This window comes from Gardnerella sp. KA00718, from assembly GCF_049244285.1.
Classification (GTDB): domain Bacteria; phylum Actinomycetota; class Actinomycetes; order Actinomycetales; family Bifidobacteriaceae; genus Bifidobacterium; species Bifidobacterium vaginale.
In genome coordinates this window covers 519,724-534,770 of record NZ_CP058370.1, presented here as the reverse complement: position 1 = coordinate 534,770, position 15,047 = coordinate 519,724, and the positions used below count along the sequence as shown (strand labels likewise).

9 protein-coding genes and 1 tRNA gene are annotated in these 15,047 nt (G+C 43.3%); 4 read left to right on the top strand and 6 right to left on the bottom strand.

Features of this window, described 5'->3' with window-relative positions:
- Positions 1 to 106: 106 nt before the first annotated feature.
- Positions 107 to 1,453 carry a galactose-1-phosphate uridylyltransferase gene (gene galT / locus HXT55_RS02090; RefSeq protein ID WP_421792342.1) on the bottom strand — a complete coding sequence of 449 codons (1,347 nt, stop codon included), beginning with the start codon at positions 1,451 to 1,453 and terminating at the stop codon, positions 107 to 109.
- A 340-nt stretch (positions 1,454 to 1,793) separates the two neighbouring features.
- Here galT and HXT55_RS02085 point away from each other — a divergent pair, with 340 nt between their 5' ends.
- The gene (locus HXT55_RS02085; RefSeq protein ID WP_421792340.1) at positions 1,794 to 2,564 is read left to right on the top strand and encodes an exonuclease domain-containing protein; all 771 of its coding nucleotides are present in this window, start codon (positions 1,794 to 1,796) and stop codon (positions 2,562 to 2,564) included.
- A gap of 21 nt (positions 2,565 to 2,585) precedes the next feature.
- On the top strand, positions 2,586 to 4,379 hold the full coding sequence (locus HXT55_RS02080) for a UDP-N-acetylmuramoyl-L-alanyl-D-glutamate--2,6-diaminopimelate ligase (RefSeq protein WP_421792338.1): 1,794 nt from the start codon (positions 2,586 to 2,588) through the stop codon (positions 4,377 to 4,379).
- Between the two features lie 38 nt (positions 4,380 to 4,417).
- Here HXT55_RS02080 and HXT55_RS02075 read toward each other — a convergent pair whose 3' ends face one another.
- Positions 4,418 to 5,872, bottom strand: coding sequence for a bifunctional folylpolyglutamate synthase/dihydrofolate synthase (locus tag HXT55_RS02075; RefSeq protein WP_421792336.1), 1,455 nt, complete (start codon positions 5,870 to 5,872; stop codon positions 4,418 to 4,420).
- Positions 5,873 to 6,389: 517 nt separating this feature from the next.
- On the opposite strand from HXT55_RS02075, the gene HXT55_RS02070 reads away from it, so the two are divergent.
- Complete coding sequence (locus HXT55_RS02070) at positions 6,390 to 7,088, top strand: ECF transporter S component (RefSeq protein WP_004114512.1); 699 nt, start codon at positions 6,390 to 6,392, stop codon at positions 7,086 to 7,088.
- A 145-nt stretch (positions 7,089 to 7,233) separates the two neighbouring features.
- Positions 7,234 to 7,307: transfer RNA gene (locus HXT55_RS02065), tRNA-Ile, on the top strand.
- Between the two features lie 106 nt (positions 7,308 to 7,413).
- Here the strand turns inward: HXT55_RS02065 and HXT55_RS02060 are convergent.
- The 4 genes from HXT55_RS02060 to HXT55_RS02045 all read right to left on the bottom strand — a co-directional run bounded on the left by HXT55_RS02060 (position 7,414) and on the right by HXT55_RS02045 (position 14,901).
- Positions 7,414 to 8,310, bottom strand: coding sequence for a carbohydrate kinase family protein (locus HXT55_RS02060; RefSeq protein ID WP_004114510.1), 897 nt, complete (start codon positions 8,308 to 8,310; stop codon positions 7,414 to 7,416).
- 248 nt (positions 8,311 to 8,558) lie between these two features.
- Positions 8,559 to 10,151 carry an aminopeptidase P family protein gene (locus HXT55_RS02055; protein ID WP_116439854.1) on the bottom strand — a complete coding sequence of 531 codons (1,593 nt, stop codon included), beginning with the start codon at positions 10,149 to 10,151 and terminating at the stop codon, positions 8,559 to 8,561.
- A 121-nt stretch (positions 10,152 to 10,272) separates the two neighbouring features.
- A complete protein-coding gene (gene pepN, locus HXT55_RS02050) occupies positions 10,273 to 12,885 on the bottom strand; it encodes an aminopeptidase N (RefSeq protein WP_421792334.1) in 2,613 nt (870 codons plus the stop codon).
- Positions 12,886 to 12,921: 36 nt separating this feature from the next.
- Positions 12,922 to 14,901, bottom strand: coding sequence for a ribonuclease J (locus HXT55_RS02045; protein ID WP_101888643.1), 1,980 nt, complete (start codon positions 14,899 to 14,901; stop codon positions 12,922 to 12,924).
- Positions 14,902 to 15,047 lie beyond the last annotated feature (146 nt).

Below are 15,047 nucleotides of genomic sequence, written 5' to 3'. Positions count from 1 at the left end.
TTGTACTCACAAATCATAATAACATTTAATATTACTAATATAGTTAAGAACATTATCCTAATTATCCTAATTATCCTAATTATCCTAATTATCCCAACTATCTTAACTAGTCTAAGTCAACTGCACCGAGTTCATGGAATCGTTGTGCGATAAGTTCTGGCGTAGTATCTGAAACCCAAGCAGCCATACCAGACTCAGATCCAGCCAAATACTTGATTTTGTTGACATCTCTGCGGAATGAGAAGAATTGCAAATTAAGACGATAATTTTCACGACGAGGGTCATGCAATGGAGCTTGATGCCATGCTGCAATATATGGAAGGTCCATTCCCAATCCATCTCCCTTATCGAAGAACGCGTTTCCGCGACGCAATAATGTTGAGTACATTTGCGCCAAATCCCAACGCTCCTGATCATCAAGCTGATCCAAAGAAAGAACATCTCTAACTGGAGCCACATGCACCTCTAGTGGCCAGCGCGCTGCTGCTGGAACATATGCCACCCAACTGTGATTTCTCATTACAATGCGCGAAGCATTATCAATCTCTGAAAGCATTAAATCTTTCAACAAATTACTGCCAGTGCGTTCAAAATAAGCTTGAGTATGTCGCAATTCTTGCTCAAGTCTAGGCGCAATAAACGGATAAGAATAAACCTGACCATGAGGATGAGCTAAAGTAACGCCAATTTCTGCACCATGATTTTCAAATGGGAATATTTGTTCAATTCCATCAATCTGGCTAATTTCAGCCGTTCTAAAAGCCCACGCCTCTACTACAGTTCGCAAACGAGATACTGGCAATTGAGCCGGTAACATATTTTCGTCTGGTCCGAAGCAAATCACTTCACAACGCCCAGCTGCAGGAGCCTGTTTCCATAGTGGATTGCCATTAAGATAATGAGGTTCACGGCTTACACCAGGAACTTGAACCATGGATGGAAAACGATTTTCAAAAACCACAACATCGTAATCAGTGTCTGGAACTTCCCCATCTTGATATGCAGAACCAGGTTTGCGAGCGGCAAGCGGATTGCCCTTAGTAAGCGCTCCAGGGCCAGCAGTGATTGGTCGATTCATGCGCGCTGTAGACATAGGAATCCAGTCTCCAGTAAGAGGATCTTGACGCATTTGCGGAGCTGCATACTGCACTTCATTACCATCCGCATCAATATGCGAGGCAAACCTATACGCTAATTTTCGAGGATCTTTCAATTCGCGCGTTTTAAGACCGCTAACATAATCTGGGCTATCATCAAGATAGAAAAAGTCACGACCGTCAGACAATTTCGTTGCAGTAATGCGAATATGATTGCGAGCATACTCTCCTTGCTTATATGACTTATAAGAATTATAAGAATATTCGCCATTATTATTATCAGCAGCATTCTGATGATTTTGAGAGTTGTTAAGTCCGTCGCCAAGTCTTTCATTAAATCCGTCATTGATGTTCATGTTCATATACACCTTTGTCCTTTTGATTTTAAATCTTTTGCTATTTTGTTATTTTGTTATTTTGTATTTATTATTTTGTTTCTTTGCTTTTGCAAAGGTAAATCCACAACGACTCCTAAACAAAAAGCACATCTCAACTCTCAGAAAATGTTACTTTTTGTAACATAACGAGCGTTCTTGATGCTATTCTATCATATAATTGTGTACTTTGAGGGCATTTTATTACATATTTTGCAAAAATTCGCACTAAATAACTCATAGACGAAACATTACAAAAAATAACAATCCACCATTTACTAACACAAACTCAGGGTCTGCAGCGCATTCTACGATTAAGACTATGCCAAACAACATTAACGAGCTTATGGAAACGCTAAACGAAACACAGCAGCAAAGCGAAAAAACGCCGCTCAGCCAATCCTTCCTGCTCGGTTTCGACACAGAAACAACGGGCGCAATTCTCGGCGAAGACTCCATTTGTTCAGCAACTCTTGTGCTCAGAAACCCACAAAATAAGACTCACAATGATGTGATAGCAACCTGGTTAATAAACCCGCACAAGCCAATTAATCCAAAAGCAAGCCAAGTCAACGGGTTTACGGACGAGTTCCTACAAGAAAACGGTGGGGAACCAACGGCGGAAATCGAAGCATTGGCTGCGGCGGTAAGCCTCGCGCAGAGCAAAAATATTCCACTGCTTGCATACAACGCTCCTTTCGACGTTGAAATGCTAAGGCATGATTTAAAAAAATGGGGTTTAACAAGCCTGAACAATCGCCCGAATAGCACAATCAACGATGGAGAAATTCTTGTAGTAGACCCATTAGTTATAGACCGCGCTGTTTCTAAGCGCACAGGCAAGCGAACACTTACGCATACAACACAATTCTACGGCGTAGAGCCAATCGGAGACTTTCACGACGCAACAGCAGACACTGTAGCCGCAGTAGACTTGATTAAGCCTATAAGCGAATTACATGAAGATGTTGCAAATCTTGAATTATGCGATTTAATGACATGGCAACGCAAAGCGTATGCAAAGTGGAAAAACAGCTTTGACGAGTGGCTAAAATCCAAAGGAAAACCAGCTAGCAGCGGAAACTGGCTATAATTCAAAATCAAGAGGAACAAAATGAGCGAAAAAACAAATCTTCATCTAAACATGCTAGACGCAAGCACAATTTTAAAAAATTACAGACTTCTACGAGAAATTATCCAAAAACTCCCACAGACTAATACTGAACACTCAGACGAACAAAACAACTGCATAGAAAACAACATAGAAAACAACGATTTCGTGCATATTCGCAACGAAATCTGGTCTATGAACGCGGACGATTTTAAAAACTACAAAAAAACATACAACCACATAACATACGATTCACGAGATATTAAGAAAAACACTCTTCTGTTCATTAAAGGCAATTTTAAGCCAGAATATCTTAAAGACGCTGATAAAAATGGCTTAACTACATACGTTGCCGAGCAAAGTTACGCGGATTACACCAATGCAGTAGGACTTATAGTAACAGACGTTCGTAAAGCAATGAGCTTGCTTTCATCAGAATTCTTTGGAAACCCGCAAGAAAGACTTAGAGTTATTGGAATTACGGGAACAAAGGGAAAAACAACAACAGCTTACTTCACTCATGCAATTTTAAACGAACATTCTGAAGGCAAAGCAGCCCTATTCTCCTCCGTTGACAATTGCTTAGATGGAAAAACATATGTTGAATCTAATTTGACTACACCAGAAAGCCTAGACGCATTCCGCATGATGAGCCAAGCCGTAAAAAACGGTATGAAATACCTAGTCATGGAAGTTTCATCACAAGCATACAAAGTAGAGCGAGTATACGGACTACACTTTAATGTGGCAGCATTCCTAAACATAAGCCCAGACCACATAAGCCCAATAGAACACCCAACTTTTGAAGACTACCTGTATTGCAAACGCCAAATCGTAAAAAACACTGACGCGCTTATACTCAATGCAGACTGCGCTCACGCAGACTTAATACTCCAAGACGCACAAAACGAATACGTGGACGTCACAACATTTTCAAGAGTACGAAAAGAAGAAATGGGCGAAAACATCTGCAACTGCCCAGAATGCAGCGATAATTCAGACATTCACCCTTACGAAAAGAGCGAAAAATACCCAGAACTTATTTGGACAAAATATGTAGCAATGCCAGTTTCATCAGACGCGCAAGAACATTATGTTGCTATTTTAGACAACGAAAGCAAGAAAAACAAAAAACAATTCGTACCTAATTACACAACTATAGACAAATTCAATCTAAAAATCGCAGGCGACTTTAACTACGAAAATGCCACTGCAGCAATTGCAATAGCAAACGCATTAGGCATAAACGAGAACACAGATCGAAAAGCCCTACATGCTATAGAAAACGTTCAAATATCAGGGCGAATGGAAGTCTTTAAAGACACAGAATCCAATACAGTTGCCATAGTAGATTACGCACACAACTACATTTCCACAAAATCTGTTATCGACTTCGTATACGACAAATACGGTAACAATGATCTTAGAATCACGCTTGTAACAGGATCCACTGGAGACAAAGCCGTTGACAGGAGAAAAGAAATAGTTCAAGCTGCACAAGATCGAATCAGCCAATTTGTGTTCACTCAAGAAGACACAAATGTCGAAGACGAAATGGACATTTGCAAATACATGCAATCTTGCGTAACCAATACAAACGTTGAATCGCGAATTATTATAAACAGAGCTGAAGCTATTGAGTACAGTGTCGAAGACGCAAGAAAAGATGCGAGAGAGAACAACAGACTCAACATAATACTTGCTATCGGAAAAGGCGACGAACGCTGGATAAAGGTGCACAACAAGCATGTTCCTTACGAAGGAGATTCGTTTATTATTAAACGCTTATTCAGCTAAGCACCTCTCTTTAGCTAAGCACCTCTCTTTAGCTAAAGTCAATTCGCAATGTTTGGATGAATATTAGCGCGCTGATCCTTAGGCTTCTTTAAGTCTGGATTAACGCGCTCAATAAGCATAGTTCGAGCGTCGCCAGCTGTAACAAAACTGCCGCAAATCAACACTCCATGTCCGTATCCAACTCCAAGCTCATCGTCTTCGTCAACAAGATTCACAGCTTCTTGAATAGCGTCTGGAAGATCGTCAACACGAATCACTCGATCTCTGCCAAATACGTTAACCGCAATCTTCTCCAAATCTTTTGGATCCATAACGCGATCACGCCAAGAGTTACGAGTAACAATAATATTCGTTAAAATCGGCTCAAGAACACCCAAGTATTCTTCAACTTGCTTATCTGCCATCATTGCCACAACGCCAATAAGCTGCTCAAAATTATAATTCTCCTCGATTGTTTTACGAAGCGACTCAGCAGCATTAACATTGTGGCCGCCATCAATAATAATTGTCGGAGAAGTGCGCACTTGCTCAATGCGCCCAGGAACCTTAACTTGGCTCAAAGCCTCGGCAACCAAATCGCCATCCAAAGCGCCATTTACAGGCAGAACAACCTCCGCAGCAGCAAGCGCCGCCAAAGCATTATGCGCCTGATGCACACCAAACTTGTCAATCGGCACATCTTCATAAGTGCCATTAGGCGTGCGCAAAGTGGCAACTTGACCGCCAACAGCTGGAGTGCGCGAAATAACCTCTAGCTCGCCACTGCCGTCACTAAAGTCGCGTAAAAGCTTGGCATTATTGCGATTTGCCACCTCTTGAATAATCGGCAAGACTTGCGATTCGTGTGGCTGCGGCCCCAAAATCACAGTGCAATTTGGCTTAATAATGCCCGCTTTTGTGCGCGCAATCTCTTCAACCGTGTTTCCAAGCCATTGCATGTGATCCATGTCTACAGGACCAATAATCGCAGCATCAGCATTCATAACATTAGTGGCGTCCCATTCGCCACCCATGCCAACTTCCATCACGGCAACATCTACAGGAGCATCGGCAAAAGCCCAAATCGCCATAGCTGTAAGCACCTCAAAAAAGCTCATGCGAGGCTTACCATCAGCGTCCATGCGAGCGTCAACCATGTCTATAATGTCTTTCATTTGATTATACACGTCAACGAAATGGTCGTCGCTAATTTCCTCGCCATCAATCATGATTCGCTCATTGACGCGTTGCAAATGCGGCGAAGTGTAAAGACCCGTGCGCAAACCGTACGCGCGGCAAATCGCCTCCGCCATGCGAGCCGTGGATCCCTTGCCATTGGTGCCAGTAATGTGAATTACGTGCATAGATTGCTCTGGATGTCCCAAAATATCAAGTATTAGGCGCATTCTGTCTAAATCAAGATTCGTCTTATTATGTTCTGGAGCGCGTCGCATAATATCACGCTCAACGTCAATAATGCGCTCGCCGTTACTATTTGGATGTTCCATAGACATTTTGTTTGCACTCCCCCTGATTTAACTCTCGCCATACGCTGTGTTCGTTATATGCGACATTCTTATGCTCATTTTTCCAACTATCTAGATTAGTAACTGTAGTGTTTTTGTTCCTGCTTTACGGCGTGTCGAAGTAGAAATGCACTACAGATTCGTTAGATTTGTCTCACTCACGAGACATATGTAACAGTTTTTGGCTGTTTTTTGTTATATTTGCATCATTGATGAGACATTTGTAACGTTTTTTGGCTCAAATTCGTTAGATTTGTCTCGCTCACGAGACATTTGCAACGCGAGCGATATTCCTTGCTTGGCGTCGCGTAAGCGACTTTATAACGCGTTATAAATTTCTGCAATAGTAAAAAATGTTACAAATTATACAAAAAATTATTCAAAAGGCGTGTTAGTGGAAACTAAATGGTAGAGTACTCGATGTCGTTTCCGCCCAGGCTGCGTAGGTCAAGAGACGATTTTAAAGAAATTACAATACGCAGCGTCTAGTAGTTAAGGGACTCTTATGAGTGATATTTTCAATAATGAATCAAATAATGAATCAAATTACACCCAATCCAGCACGCCTATAACAGACAAGGCTCAGAATCAAGAAGAAGTTACGCCTACAATAATTAGCAGTCTTCGCTGGCGAGTGGCAGATATATCACTTGGAGCTGCTTTAGCTGCTTTGTTTGGTGTAATCTACTGGGGCTTTACTATTGTGTTCTTCTCCCAGATTTCACCTATTTTGCGAACGATTTTGCCTGGATTTGGCAGCATTTTGCATGGCGTTTGGTACATGTCTGGCCCTCTTGCTCTTCTTTTAATTCGTAAGCCTGGTGCTGCGATTTATGTTAATGTTCTTGGTGCTGTATTCGAAAATATTCTTGGTCAACAATTCTCCGCATTCATGGTTCTTGCTTCTGCCGCTTTACAAGCTGTGTTTAGCGAAATTCCTTTTGCGATTGCCAAATATAAGAAGTATAACCTTACCTTAAGCGTTATTGCTGGTGGTCTTACAGCTATTGAATATGGTATTTATTTGATGTTCGTAATCTACCAAGGTAAGTCTGTAAATTATCTAACAATTCACATGATTTGTGAGTTTATAAGCGGTATTGTGATTGCTGGAATTATTCCTTGGATTTTGTTCGTTGCAGTTCGTAAAACTGGAGCTTTGAGTAATTTCGCTTCTGGAAGAGGACAAGCTACAGTAGCATAATTATTCGAGCTAAAACAGCTGGCGACTAGACTAGCAGAGCACATAAGTGTGCATTGCAATACGAATTGTATATGAATAGTGTTGCATAGCGTGTTAAACGTTTATGGGTGTGTGCTAATCTAGTCGTTGCTGACTTTGTTAGCGTGGGGCTTTAGCTCAGTCGGTTAGAGCAGCGGACTCATAATCCGCCGGTCCAGGGTTCAAGCCCCTGAGGCCCCACTAGATAATCGCCTTAGTGGCGTATAAAAAAGCTTCAACTCGTTTGATTCTAGGAATTACCTAATTCATCTTACAAGTTGAAGCTTTTTGTTTATATTCTTACAGACTACAGTCCTGCTTTAGAAAGATAGTCTGGGATTTCGCTCGGGTACTCTGGCCAGGCTCCTGCTTGAGTGCAAACGTACGCAGCAGTGTTGATTGCAGCACGATGCGCGTCTTTAAGCGAATCGCCAGCCAAAATCCTTGCAGTAAAAGTACCAGAGAACGAATCGCCAGCACCAACTGTGTCATTAACTTCCACATGAGGGGTCGGATATGTGGAGCTTTCTCCCGTCTTAGTAAAGATTGTGCTAAAAGTAGATCCGCCAGTCAAAATCACATAATCCAAGCCGTAGCGCGCCTGGAACCATTTGCAAGCCTCATTGTCTGAAGTTTCGCGAATATTGAACATGTCTCTAAGAAGAAGCAGCTCAGAATCGTTAAGCTTAAAAACAGTAGCCTCTTTGAGCAGAGCATCAATTAAATCTTTTGAATAATGATCGCTACGAATGTTAATGTCAAAGAACTTCATGGCGTTTGGCTTAGTGTGCTTTAAAAGCTCCAAAACAGTGTCGTGCGTTTCTTGCGATCTTAAGCTAAGAGTACCAAAGCAAATCGCGTCTGCTTTGCTAACAAGATCTACAAGTTCTCGCGTATAAACAATATGGTCCCACGCAATGTTTCGCACAATCGTGTATTCTGGAATGCCATTTTTAAGTTCCACATCTACTGTGCTAGTTGGCCAAGCATTGCGCTGAATAACATGCTTGATCCCTGCTTTTTTAACTTCTTCAACAAGTTCATCACCGAGAGAATCTTCTCCAACCGCACTAATAACATAGCTTTCTGCTCCATTGCATTGCGCGTGATACGCAAAGTTGGCTGGAGCACCTCCAACTCGTTTTCCTTGTGGGAGCAAATCCCACAGTAGTTCTCCAAGCGAAAGAACGATTGGCTTAGTCATTATATTCCTTTCAAGAGCATCAATGATTTTGGCTACAACTTGTTGATTCAACATTTTTACCCGCAGCACGCCGATAATAAAATAATGCTGTTATAACAAAGCGATATAACAACATTATTGCGTTAAGATTAGATAAATTGGGTCTTTAGGATTTTGAACTTTACAACTCAACGGTTAGTTGCCACTTTTCCGCCGAAATATAAGAAAAGTGGCACTAATCTCATCGAAAAAAGTTGCTCTGCCGCACGTTACTTTGACGCGCACTGAGCCATCCAAGCCTCTACATCATCAATCTGCTTAGGAATATCGATAGAAAGCCATTCAGGGCCATTCTCCGTCATCAAAACATCATCTTCAATGCGGATTCCAATTCCGCGCATTTCTGGCGGAAGCATAAGATCATTGGCAGCAAAGTACAAGCCAGGCTCGATTGTGAAAATCATTCCTGGAGTAATCTTCGCACCCTGATACGCCTCGTAGCGAGCTTGAGCGCAATCGTGAACATCCAAACCCAAGTGGTGAGCAACACCACACGCATGCCAACGACGATGCTGCTGACCTTGCGGCGAAAGCGATTCTTCAACGCTAACCTTTAGAATACCCCACTCGTGCAAATGCTCCGCAAGCACGCGCATGCAAGCGTGGTGAATATCGCTGTAAGTGGCGCCTGGCTTAGCCGCCTCAAAACCAGCTTGCTGAGCGTCGAGAACGCACTGGTAAAGCTTCTTTTGCAAGTCTGTAAACTTGCCGTTTGTTGGGAAAGTTCGCGTAATGTCTGCCGTGTAAAGGCTGTTGACTTCTACGCCTGCATCAATCAAAAGAAGATCCCCGCTAGAAACCACGCCCGTGTTGCGCATCCAATGCAAAATTGGAGCGTGCTTTCCAGAAGCAACAATCGTATCGTAGCCAACCTCGTTTCCAACTTCTCGAGCAACGGAGTTAAAAGCGCCTTCAATCATGCGCTCAGAATGCTCTTTGCCTAAAGCTTGAGGTAAACGCGTAAGCATGCGATCAAAGCCTAACTTTGTAGCAGCAACAGCTTTGCGCATTTCACCAATCTCGTAAGCATCTTTAAGCATACGAGCTTCGGCTGCTACTTCGTGCAATTTATCGTCTGCAGCAATATTTGCATCTTCGTCGCTAAATCCGCTCGCTTCTCTTAACTCATCTACACGTGCTGTTAAATCGGAGTCCGCTTCTCGCACAATTCGCACACGCACGCTTTCGGCAGAGCTATTATCGTCGCTAACATTTTTTGCGATTGCGTCGTCAAGCTCCGCAATATCACGCGTTTCAATGCCTGTCATAGCTTTCAACTCTTTGAGTCCTGCGCGAGGACCAACCCAGTATTCACCGTAGTGCGGGTCTTTGTAGAACGCATCAGTGCTATTGTCTGCGCGAGGAGCCACAAAAAGCTGCGGAACGTGAGTTTCGCCAGCCGATTCCTCGTCGCTACCTGCTTGCACCGGCTCAAGTACAAGAACAGCGCCAGCTTCGTAATCCTGACCCAAGCCAGTGTAGTATGCGAAAGTTGTGTCTGGTCTAAAAGCGTAGTCGCAATCGTTATTGCGTACTTTTGGCTGACCTGCTGGGATAACAAGGCGCTCGCCTGGGAACCTCTTACCAAGCGCTTCTAAGCGTGCTGGCGTGTACTTTGAGGACTCAAGCGGTTCGATTTGTGGCTCCTGGTTATCCCAGCCACTAGTCATAAACTCTTTAAAGGAATCGCTGTTTGGGCGCAAAGATCGATTGTTTACGCGGTCTTGCGCTTTCTGCGTACCATCCGCGTTTAGTTGCTCACCATGTATTGTTGGCGTTGATTGATGCATATCTTCTGCCATCTTGCGACTCCTTGAATTAATCTTTAATCAACCTAATCTTTAATAAACTTAGATTCAATCTACATTTCCCTATTTTCTTATTAGGAATGTACATTGAAAATAGCCATTAACTTGCAAAATACTAAAGCGAAGCGTTGTAATGCTGCACCTTAAGCGTACGGCGAGAAGAATCAAGCTTGCCGAGCACCATACGACGCAAAGCTTGATCCGCATCCTTATGCTCATCAAGCCAGCGCTGTCCGCGCTCAACTAATTCGTCTACATCCGCATAATTTGGATACAAGCCTTCAATCAAAGTTTCCGCCATATGGAATGTGCGATTCTTCCAAATCCACTCAACTTCAGCAAAGTAGCGCTCAACATAAGGCTTAACCAAATCGCCTTTAGCTGTGCTTGCAAAGCCAGCAACCACAGCACCCATTTGCATATTAGTCAAATTGAGATTACGCAAAGCCTGTTCAAAAGCCCAATCCTTAGCTTCTGCAGTTGATCGAGCCGCACGAGCTTGGTAAGCGTATTCGCGATTCTCGGTAGTATCGCGCTTTTTAAGTTCCGCGTCAATTCCAGCTTCGTCCAAAGCGTTCACGCCTGCGAGCGCAATAAGAATGCTCCAGCGCAAGTCGTTGTCGATTTCCAAGCCTTCCAAACTCACGGAACCGTCAAGTAATCCGTTAGCTACGCGCACAAATTCAGCATCTCCAACTTCGCCGTAGCCAAGATAAGCCTTGAGCAACTGGAATTGCTCGTCAGAACCTGCAGAAGCTGCCAAAGCCAACTGCCAAAGTTCGTGAGCTACATGCTTTGCGACTTCTGCTTGACGCTCAGGCACCACGTAGTGGCTTGCAGTTACCTTTACTTGACCAAGAGCATAGCGGAAAGTAGTTGATTCGCGCTCAGTTGCCAAGGCTTTAAGGCTGAGTTCCACGAAGCGTTCTGCTGGGAATTCTGCGTCGCGAGTCATATCCCACAATGCGAGCCAAATAAGCGAGCGAGTCAAAGAATCCTTGAAACGATACAAGTTTTCTGCAGCAAACTCAAGCGACTTTGCGTCAAAACGCAACTTTGTGTACGTTAAATCGTCGTCGTTCACGAGAATAAGCGCAGGCATTTTTTCGCCGCGCGCTTCCGCCACTTCTGTCACTTCGCCGTCAACATCTAGTTCGATTCGCTTTGTGCGCACAATTTCGCCAGTTACTTCATCTACATTGTAGAATCCAACAGCCAAACGGTGTGCACGAAGAACAGGATGCTCAACTGGTGCGCTCTGACTCAAACGCAAGGAAGCAATAGTACCGTCAGCTGCTTCTTCAACTTCGGTAGAAATCGTGTTAATTCCAGCTTTTTCAAGCCACTGAGCACTCCAAGCCTTAAGATCGCGTCCGCTTGTAAGCTCCAACTCGTGCAACAAATCAGCCAAAGTTGCGTTGCTGTATGCATGCTTGCTCAAGTAATTGTGGATTCCTTCAAAGAACTTTTCGCGACCAACGTACGCTACGAGTTGCTTTAATACGGAAGCGCCCTTTGCGTAAGTGATGCCGTCGAAGTTAACGGAAGTGTCGTTCAAATCGTTGATTGGAGCAACGATTGGGTGGGTTGTTGGAAGCTGATCTTGATTAAGCGCCCAGCTTTTTTCTCCAGAATTGAAAGTGCTCCAAGCGTCATGCCATTCTGTTGCTTCAGCAGTTGCAAGCGTAGAAGTGAATTCTGCAAAAGACTCGTTAAGCCACAAATCGTTCCACCACTTCATAGTTACGTAATCGCCGAACCACATGTGTGCAAGCTCGTGCAAAACTGTTACAACGCGGCGCTCAGCATATGCGTCCGTGACCTTGGATTCAAACACGTATTGGTCGCGAATTGTAACCATACCAATGTTTTCCATAGCTCCAGCGTTATATTCTGGCACGTAAATCTGATCGTACTTTGCGTACGGGTATGGCACTCCCCAAGTCTTAGCGTAGAAAGCAAAACCTTTCTTCGTAATATCGAACAAGTAGTCAACGTCTTTTGCAAAAGCGTCTTTAAGTGCCTGACGGCAGTACATTGCCATTGGCACTACGCGACCGTCTTCGTTGTTGTAAGTCGTATGCCACTCAGCATAAGGTCCTGCGCAAATCGCAGTTAAGTAGGAGCTCATTTTTGGAGTTGACTCAAACACCCAGCGCTTCATTCCTTCTACAGCGCCATTTTCCAAAGTGCCTGCTTCAGTTTCGCGGCCTTCCAGCGCTGTTTCGCTCTTAACTGGCATGTTGGAAGTCACAATCCAGCTTTCTGGAGCATCCACGCTAAAATCAAAAACCGCCTTCAAATCTGGCTGATCAAACACAGCATAAACGCGGCGAGCATCCGGCACCTCGAACTGAGTGTACAAATACACGTTGCCATCGGAAGGGTCAACGCTTCTGTGCAAACCTTCGCCCGTGTTGGAATACTGGCAGTTTGCTACAACTTCTACAGTATTATGCTCAAGCAAATTTGCGAGCTCAATTCGACTATCTGCAAAAACCTTAGAAACATCAAGAGATGCGCCATTAAGCACAACGGATTCAACGCTGTTTGCAATCAAATCGAGGAAGCTTGTTCCACCAGCTTTAGCATCAAACTCAATCTTTGTGTGCGACTTAAAATCGCGTTCCCCTTTGCCTAAATCAAGCGCAACATCGTAGTGAATTGGCATTTGAATTGCGCTAAAACGTTCCGCCGCTTCTACGCGAGTCAGATTTGCTCCTGGCATATTTACCTTCCTTTTTATATTTCCTTTATATTTTCCTTATTCTTGATTATTTTCTGAAATATTTGCTACTACTGGCACAATCATTGGCTTCCTACGCAACGCACGCGCAATCCAACTTCCAAGCGTTCTTCGCATAATCTGCTGAAGCTTATACGTGTCTTTCTCGCCATGCATCATAGCGTCTTGAAGCTGGAAAACAATCTGACTACGAATCTTTTCAAAATCAGACTCGTCTTCTGCAACAGCATTCAAGTAAATCTTTGGACCTGCTACAACATCTGCGCTATCTGTATTTACCACTATAAAGCTAGACACAAATCCTTCTGTGCCAAGGATTCTACGCTTTTCCAGCTCTTCGTCTGTAAGCTCGCCAACGGAATCGCCATCAACATACACGTATCCGCATGGCACAGATCCAACAACGGCGGCGTTTCCATGGTACAAGTCCACAACATCTCCATCTTCTGCCAAAACAACATTTTTAGGATCCACGCCTGTTTTAACAGCAATCGAACCGTTTGCCACAAGATGCCTGTGTTCGCCGTGAATTGGCATAGCGCATTTTGGCTTAACAATGTTGTACAAGTAGAGCAACTCACCCTCATTGCAATGACCAGAAACATGAATCGCAGCATTATCTTTATTGATTACGCGAGCGCCCATTTGTACAAGCTTGTTGATTACTTTGTAAACTTCATGCTCGTTTCCTGGGATTAGTGAGCTTGCAAGAATTACAGTATCAAGCTCATTAACTGTAATATCTTTGTGTATTCCGTCTGCGATTCGCCCAAGAGCTGCCATTGGTTCGCCTTGAGATCCTGTGCACATATACACAAGCTTGTCGTCTTGAATATCTTTTGCTTGCTTTAAATCTACAACAGTATTTTCTGGAATATGTAAGTAGCCGAGATCTGCCGCAATAGACATATTTCTAACCATTGAGCGCCCAACGAACACAACTTTTCGACCATACTTGTGTGCAGCGTCTACGACTTGCTGAACGCGGTGAACATGGCTAGAGAAGCTTGCGACGATTATTTTGCGAGTGGCTTCCGCAAACGCGCGATTCAAAGCTGGTCCAATAGTGGTTTCTGGCTTAACGAATCCTGGAACCTCGGCATTTGTGGAATCCGCCATTAATAAGTCAATTCCCTGTTCACCAAGCTTTCCGAATTCAACTAAATCAGTAAGCCTATGGTCTAGTGGAAGCTGATCTAGCTTTATATCTCCCGTATCAATAAGCGTTCCTGCTGGCGTTTTTACACACACTGCAAGAGCGTCTGGAATGGAGTGTGTTACGCTAATAAACTCCAAATTAAAAGGACCTATTTTTAGCTTGTCTCTGCCTTCTACATGAATCATTTTTGGGTTGATTCTGTGTTCTGCACATTTTGCTTCAACAAAAGCGAGTGTTAATTTAGATCCGATTAGAGGAATGTCTGGACGCATTTTTAGCAAATATGGCACGCCACCAATATGGTCTTCATGTCCGTGCGTAAGTACCAGAGCATCTACTTTATCTAACCTGTTTTGAATGTAGTGAAAATCTGGCAAAATCAGGTCTACGCCTGGCTGCTCTTCTTCTGGGAAAAGCACTCCGCAGTCTATAAGTAAGATATGACCGTTGTATTCTATAACGTTCATATTTCTTCCGATTTCGCCCAATCCGCCAAGCGGAACAATTCTCATTGACCCCTTGCGATATTTTGGCGGAGCGATTAACGCACCATCGCGCTGATCGTTTACCACTGGTGGAAGCGCGTTTTTAACTATTTTAGAACTTTTAGAACTTTGCGTATTTTTGATTTTTTTGCTTGCTTTCAAAGATTCGATATTGTTATCGTTAATCTTGTTATCGCTTGTTTTATTGCTTTTTTTACTTGTATTAGTTGTTTTTTCTTTTTTCACAGTTTTATTTGACTTTTTATTCGTTATTTTTGAAGGTTGGGAGGTTTTTACAGAGTCTACAATTTCTGCAAGAATCTCATCCGTCAATTGCATCGTTGTCTTACTCATCTAATCCATTGTAGCGTTACGCCTCAACGGATTAACACTTAAAAATATGAAGCAAATCGCTTTGAATTTGTCGTAAATAACCTATAAAGCTAAAGCTAAAGTCAAAATGTTAAAGCGTGTGTTGAAACGTGTGTTAAAGCGTAAAC

Bases quoted from the DNA above. Each gene is read 5' to 3' on its own strand.
- HXT55_RS02075 (WP_421792336.1), bottom strand. From the start codon at position 5,872: ATGTCTATGGAACATCCAAATAGTAACGGCGAGCGCATTATTGACGTT.
- HXT55_RS02060 (WP_004114510.1), bottom strand. From the start codon at position 8,310: ATGACTAAGCCAATCGTTCTTTCGCTTGGAGAACTACTGTGGGATTTG.
- HXT55_RS02085 (WP_421792340.1), top strand. From the start codon at position 1,794: ATGCCAAACAACATTAACGAGCTTATGGAAACGCTAAACGAAACACAG.
- HXT55_RS02080 (WP_421792338.1), top strand. From the start codon at position 2,586: ATGAGCGAAAAAACAAATCTTCATCTAAACATGCTAGACGCAAGCACA.
- HXT55_RS02070 (WP_004114512.1), top strand. From the start codon at position 6,390: ATGAGTGATATTTTCAATAATGAATCAAATAATGAATCAAATTACACC.
- HXT55_RS02045 (WP_101888643.1), bottom strand. From the start codon at position 14,901: ATGAGTAAGACAACGATGCAATTGACGGATGAGATTCTTGCAGAAATT.
- HXT55_RS02055 (WP_116439854.1), bottom strand. From the start codon at position 10,151: ATGGCAGAAGATATGCATCAATCAACGCCAACAATACATGGTGAGCAA.
- pepN (WP_421792334.1), bottom strand. From the start codon at position 12,885: ATGCCAGGAGCAAATCTGACTCGCGTAGAAGCGGCGGAACGTTTTAGC.
- galT (WP_421792342.1), bottom strand. From the start codon at position 1,453: ATGAACATCAATGACGGATTTAATGAAAGACTTGGCGACGGACTTAAC.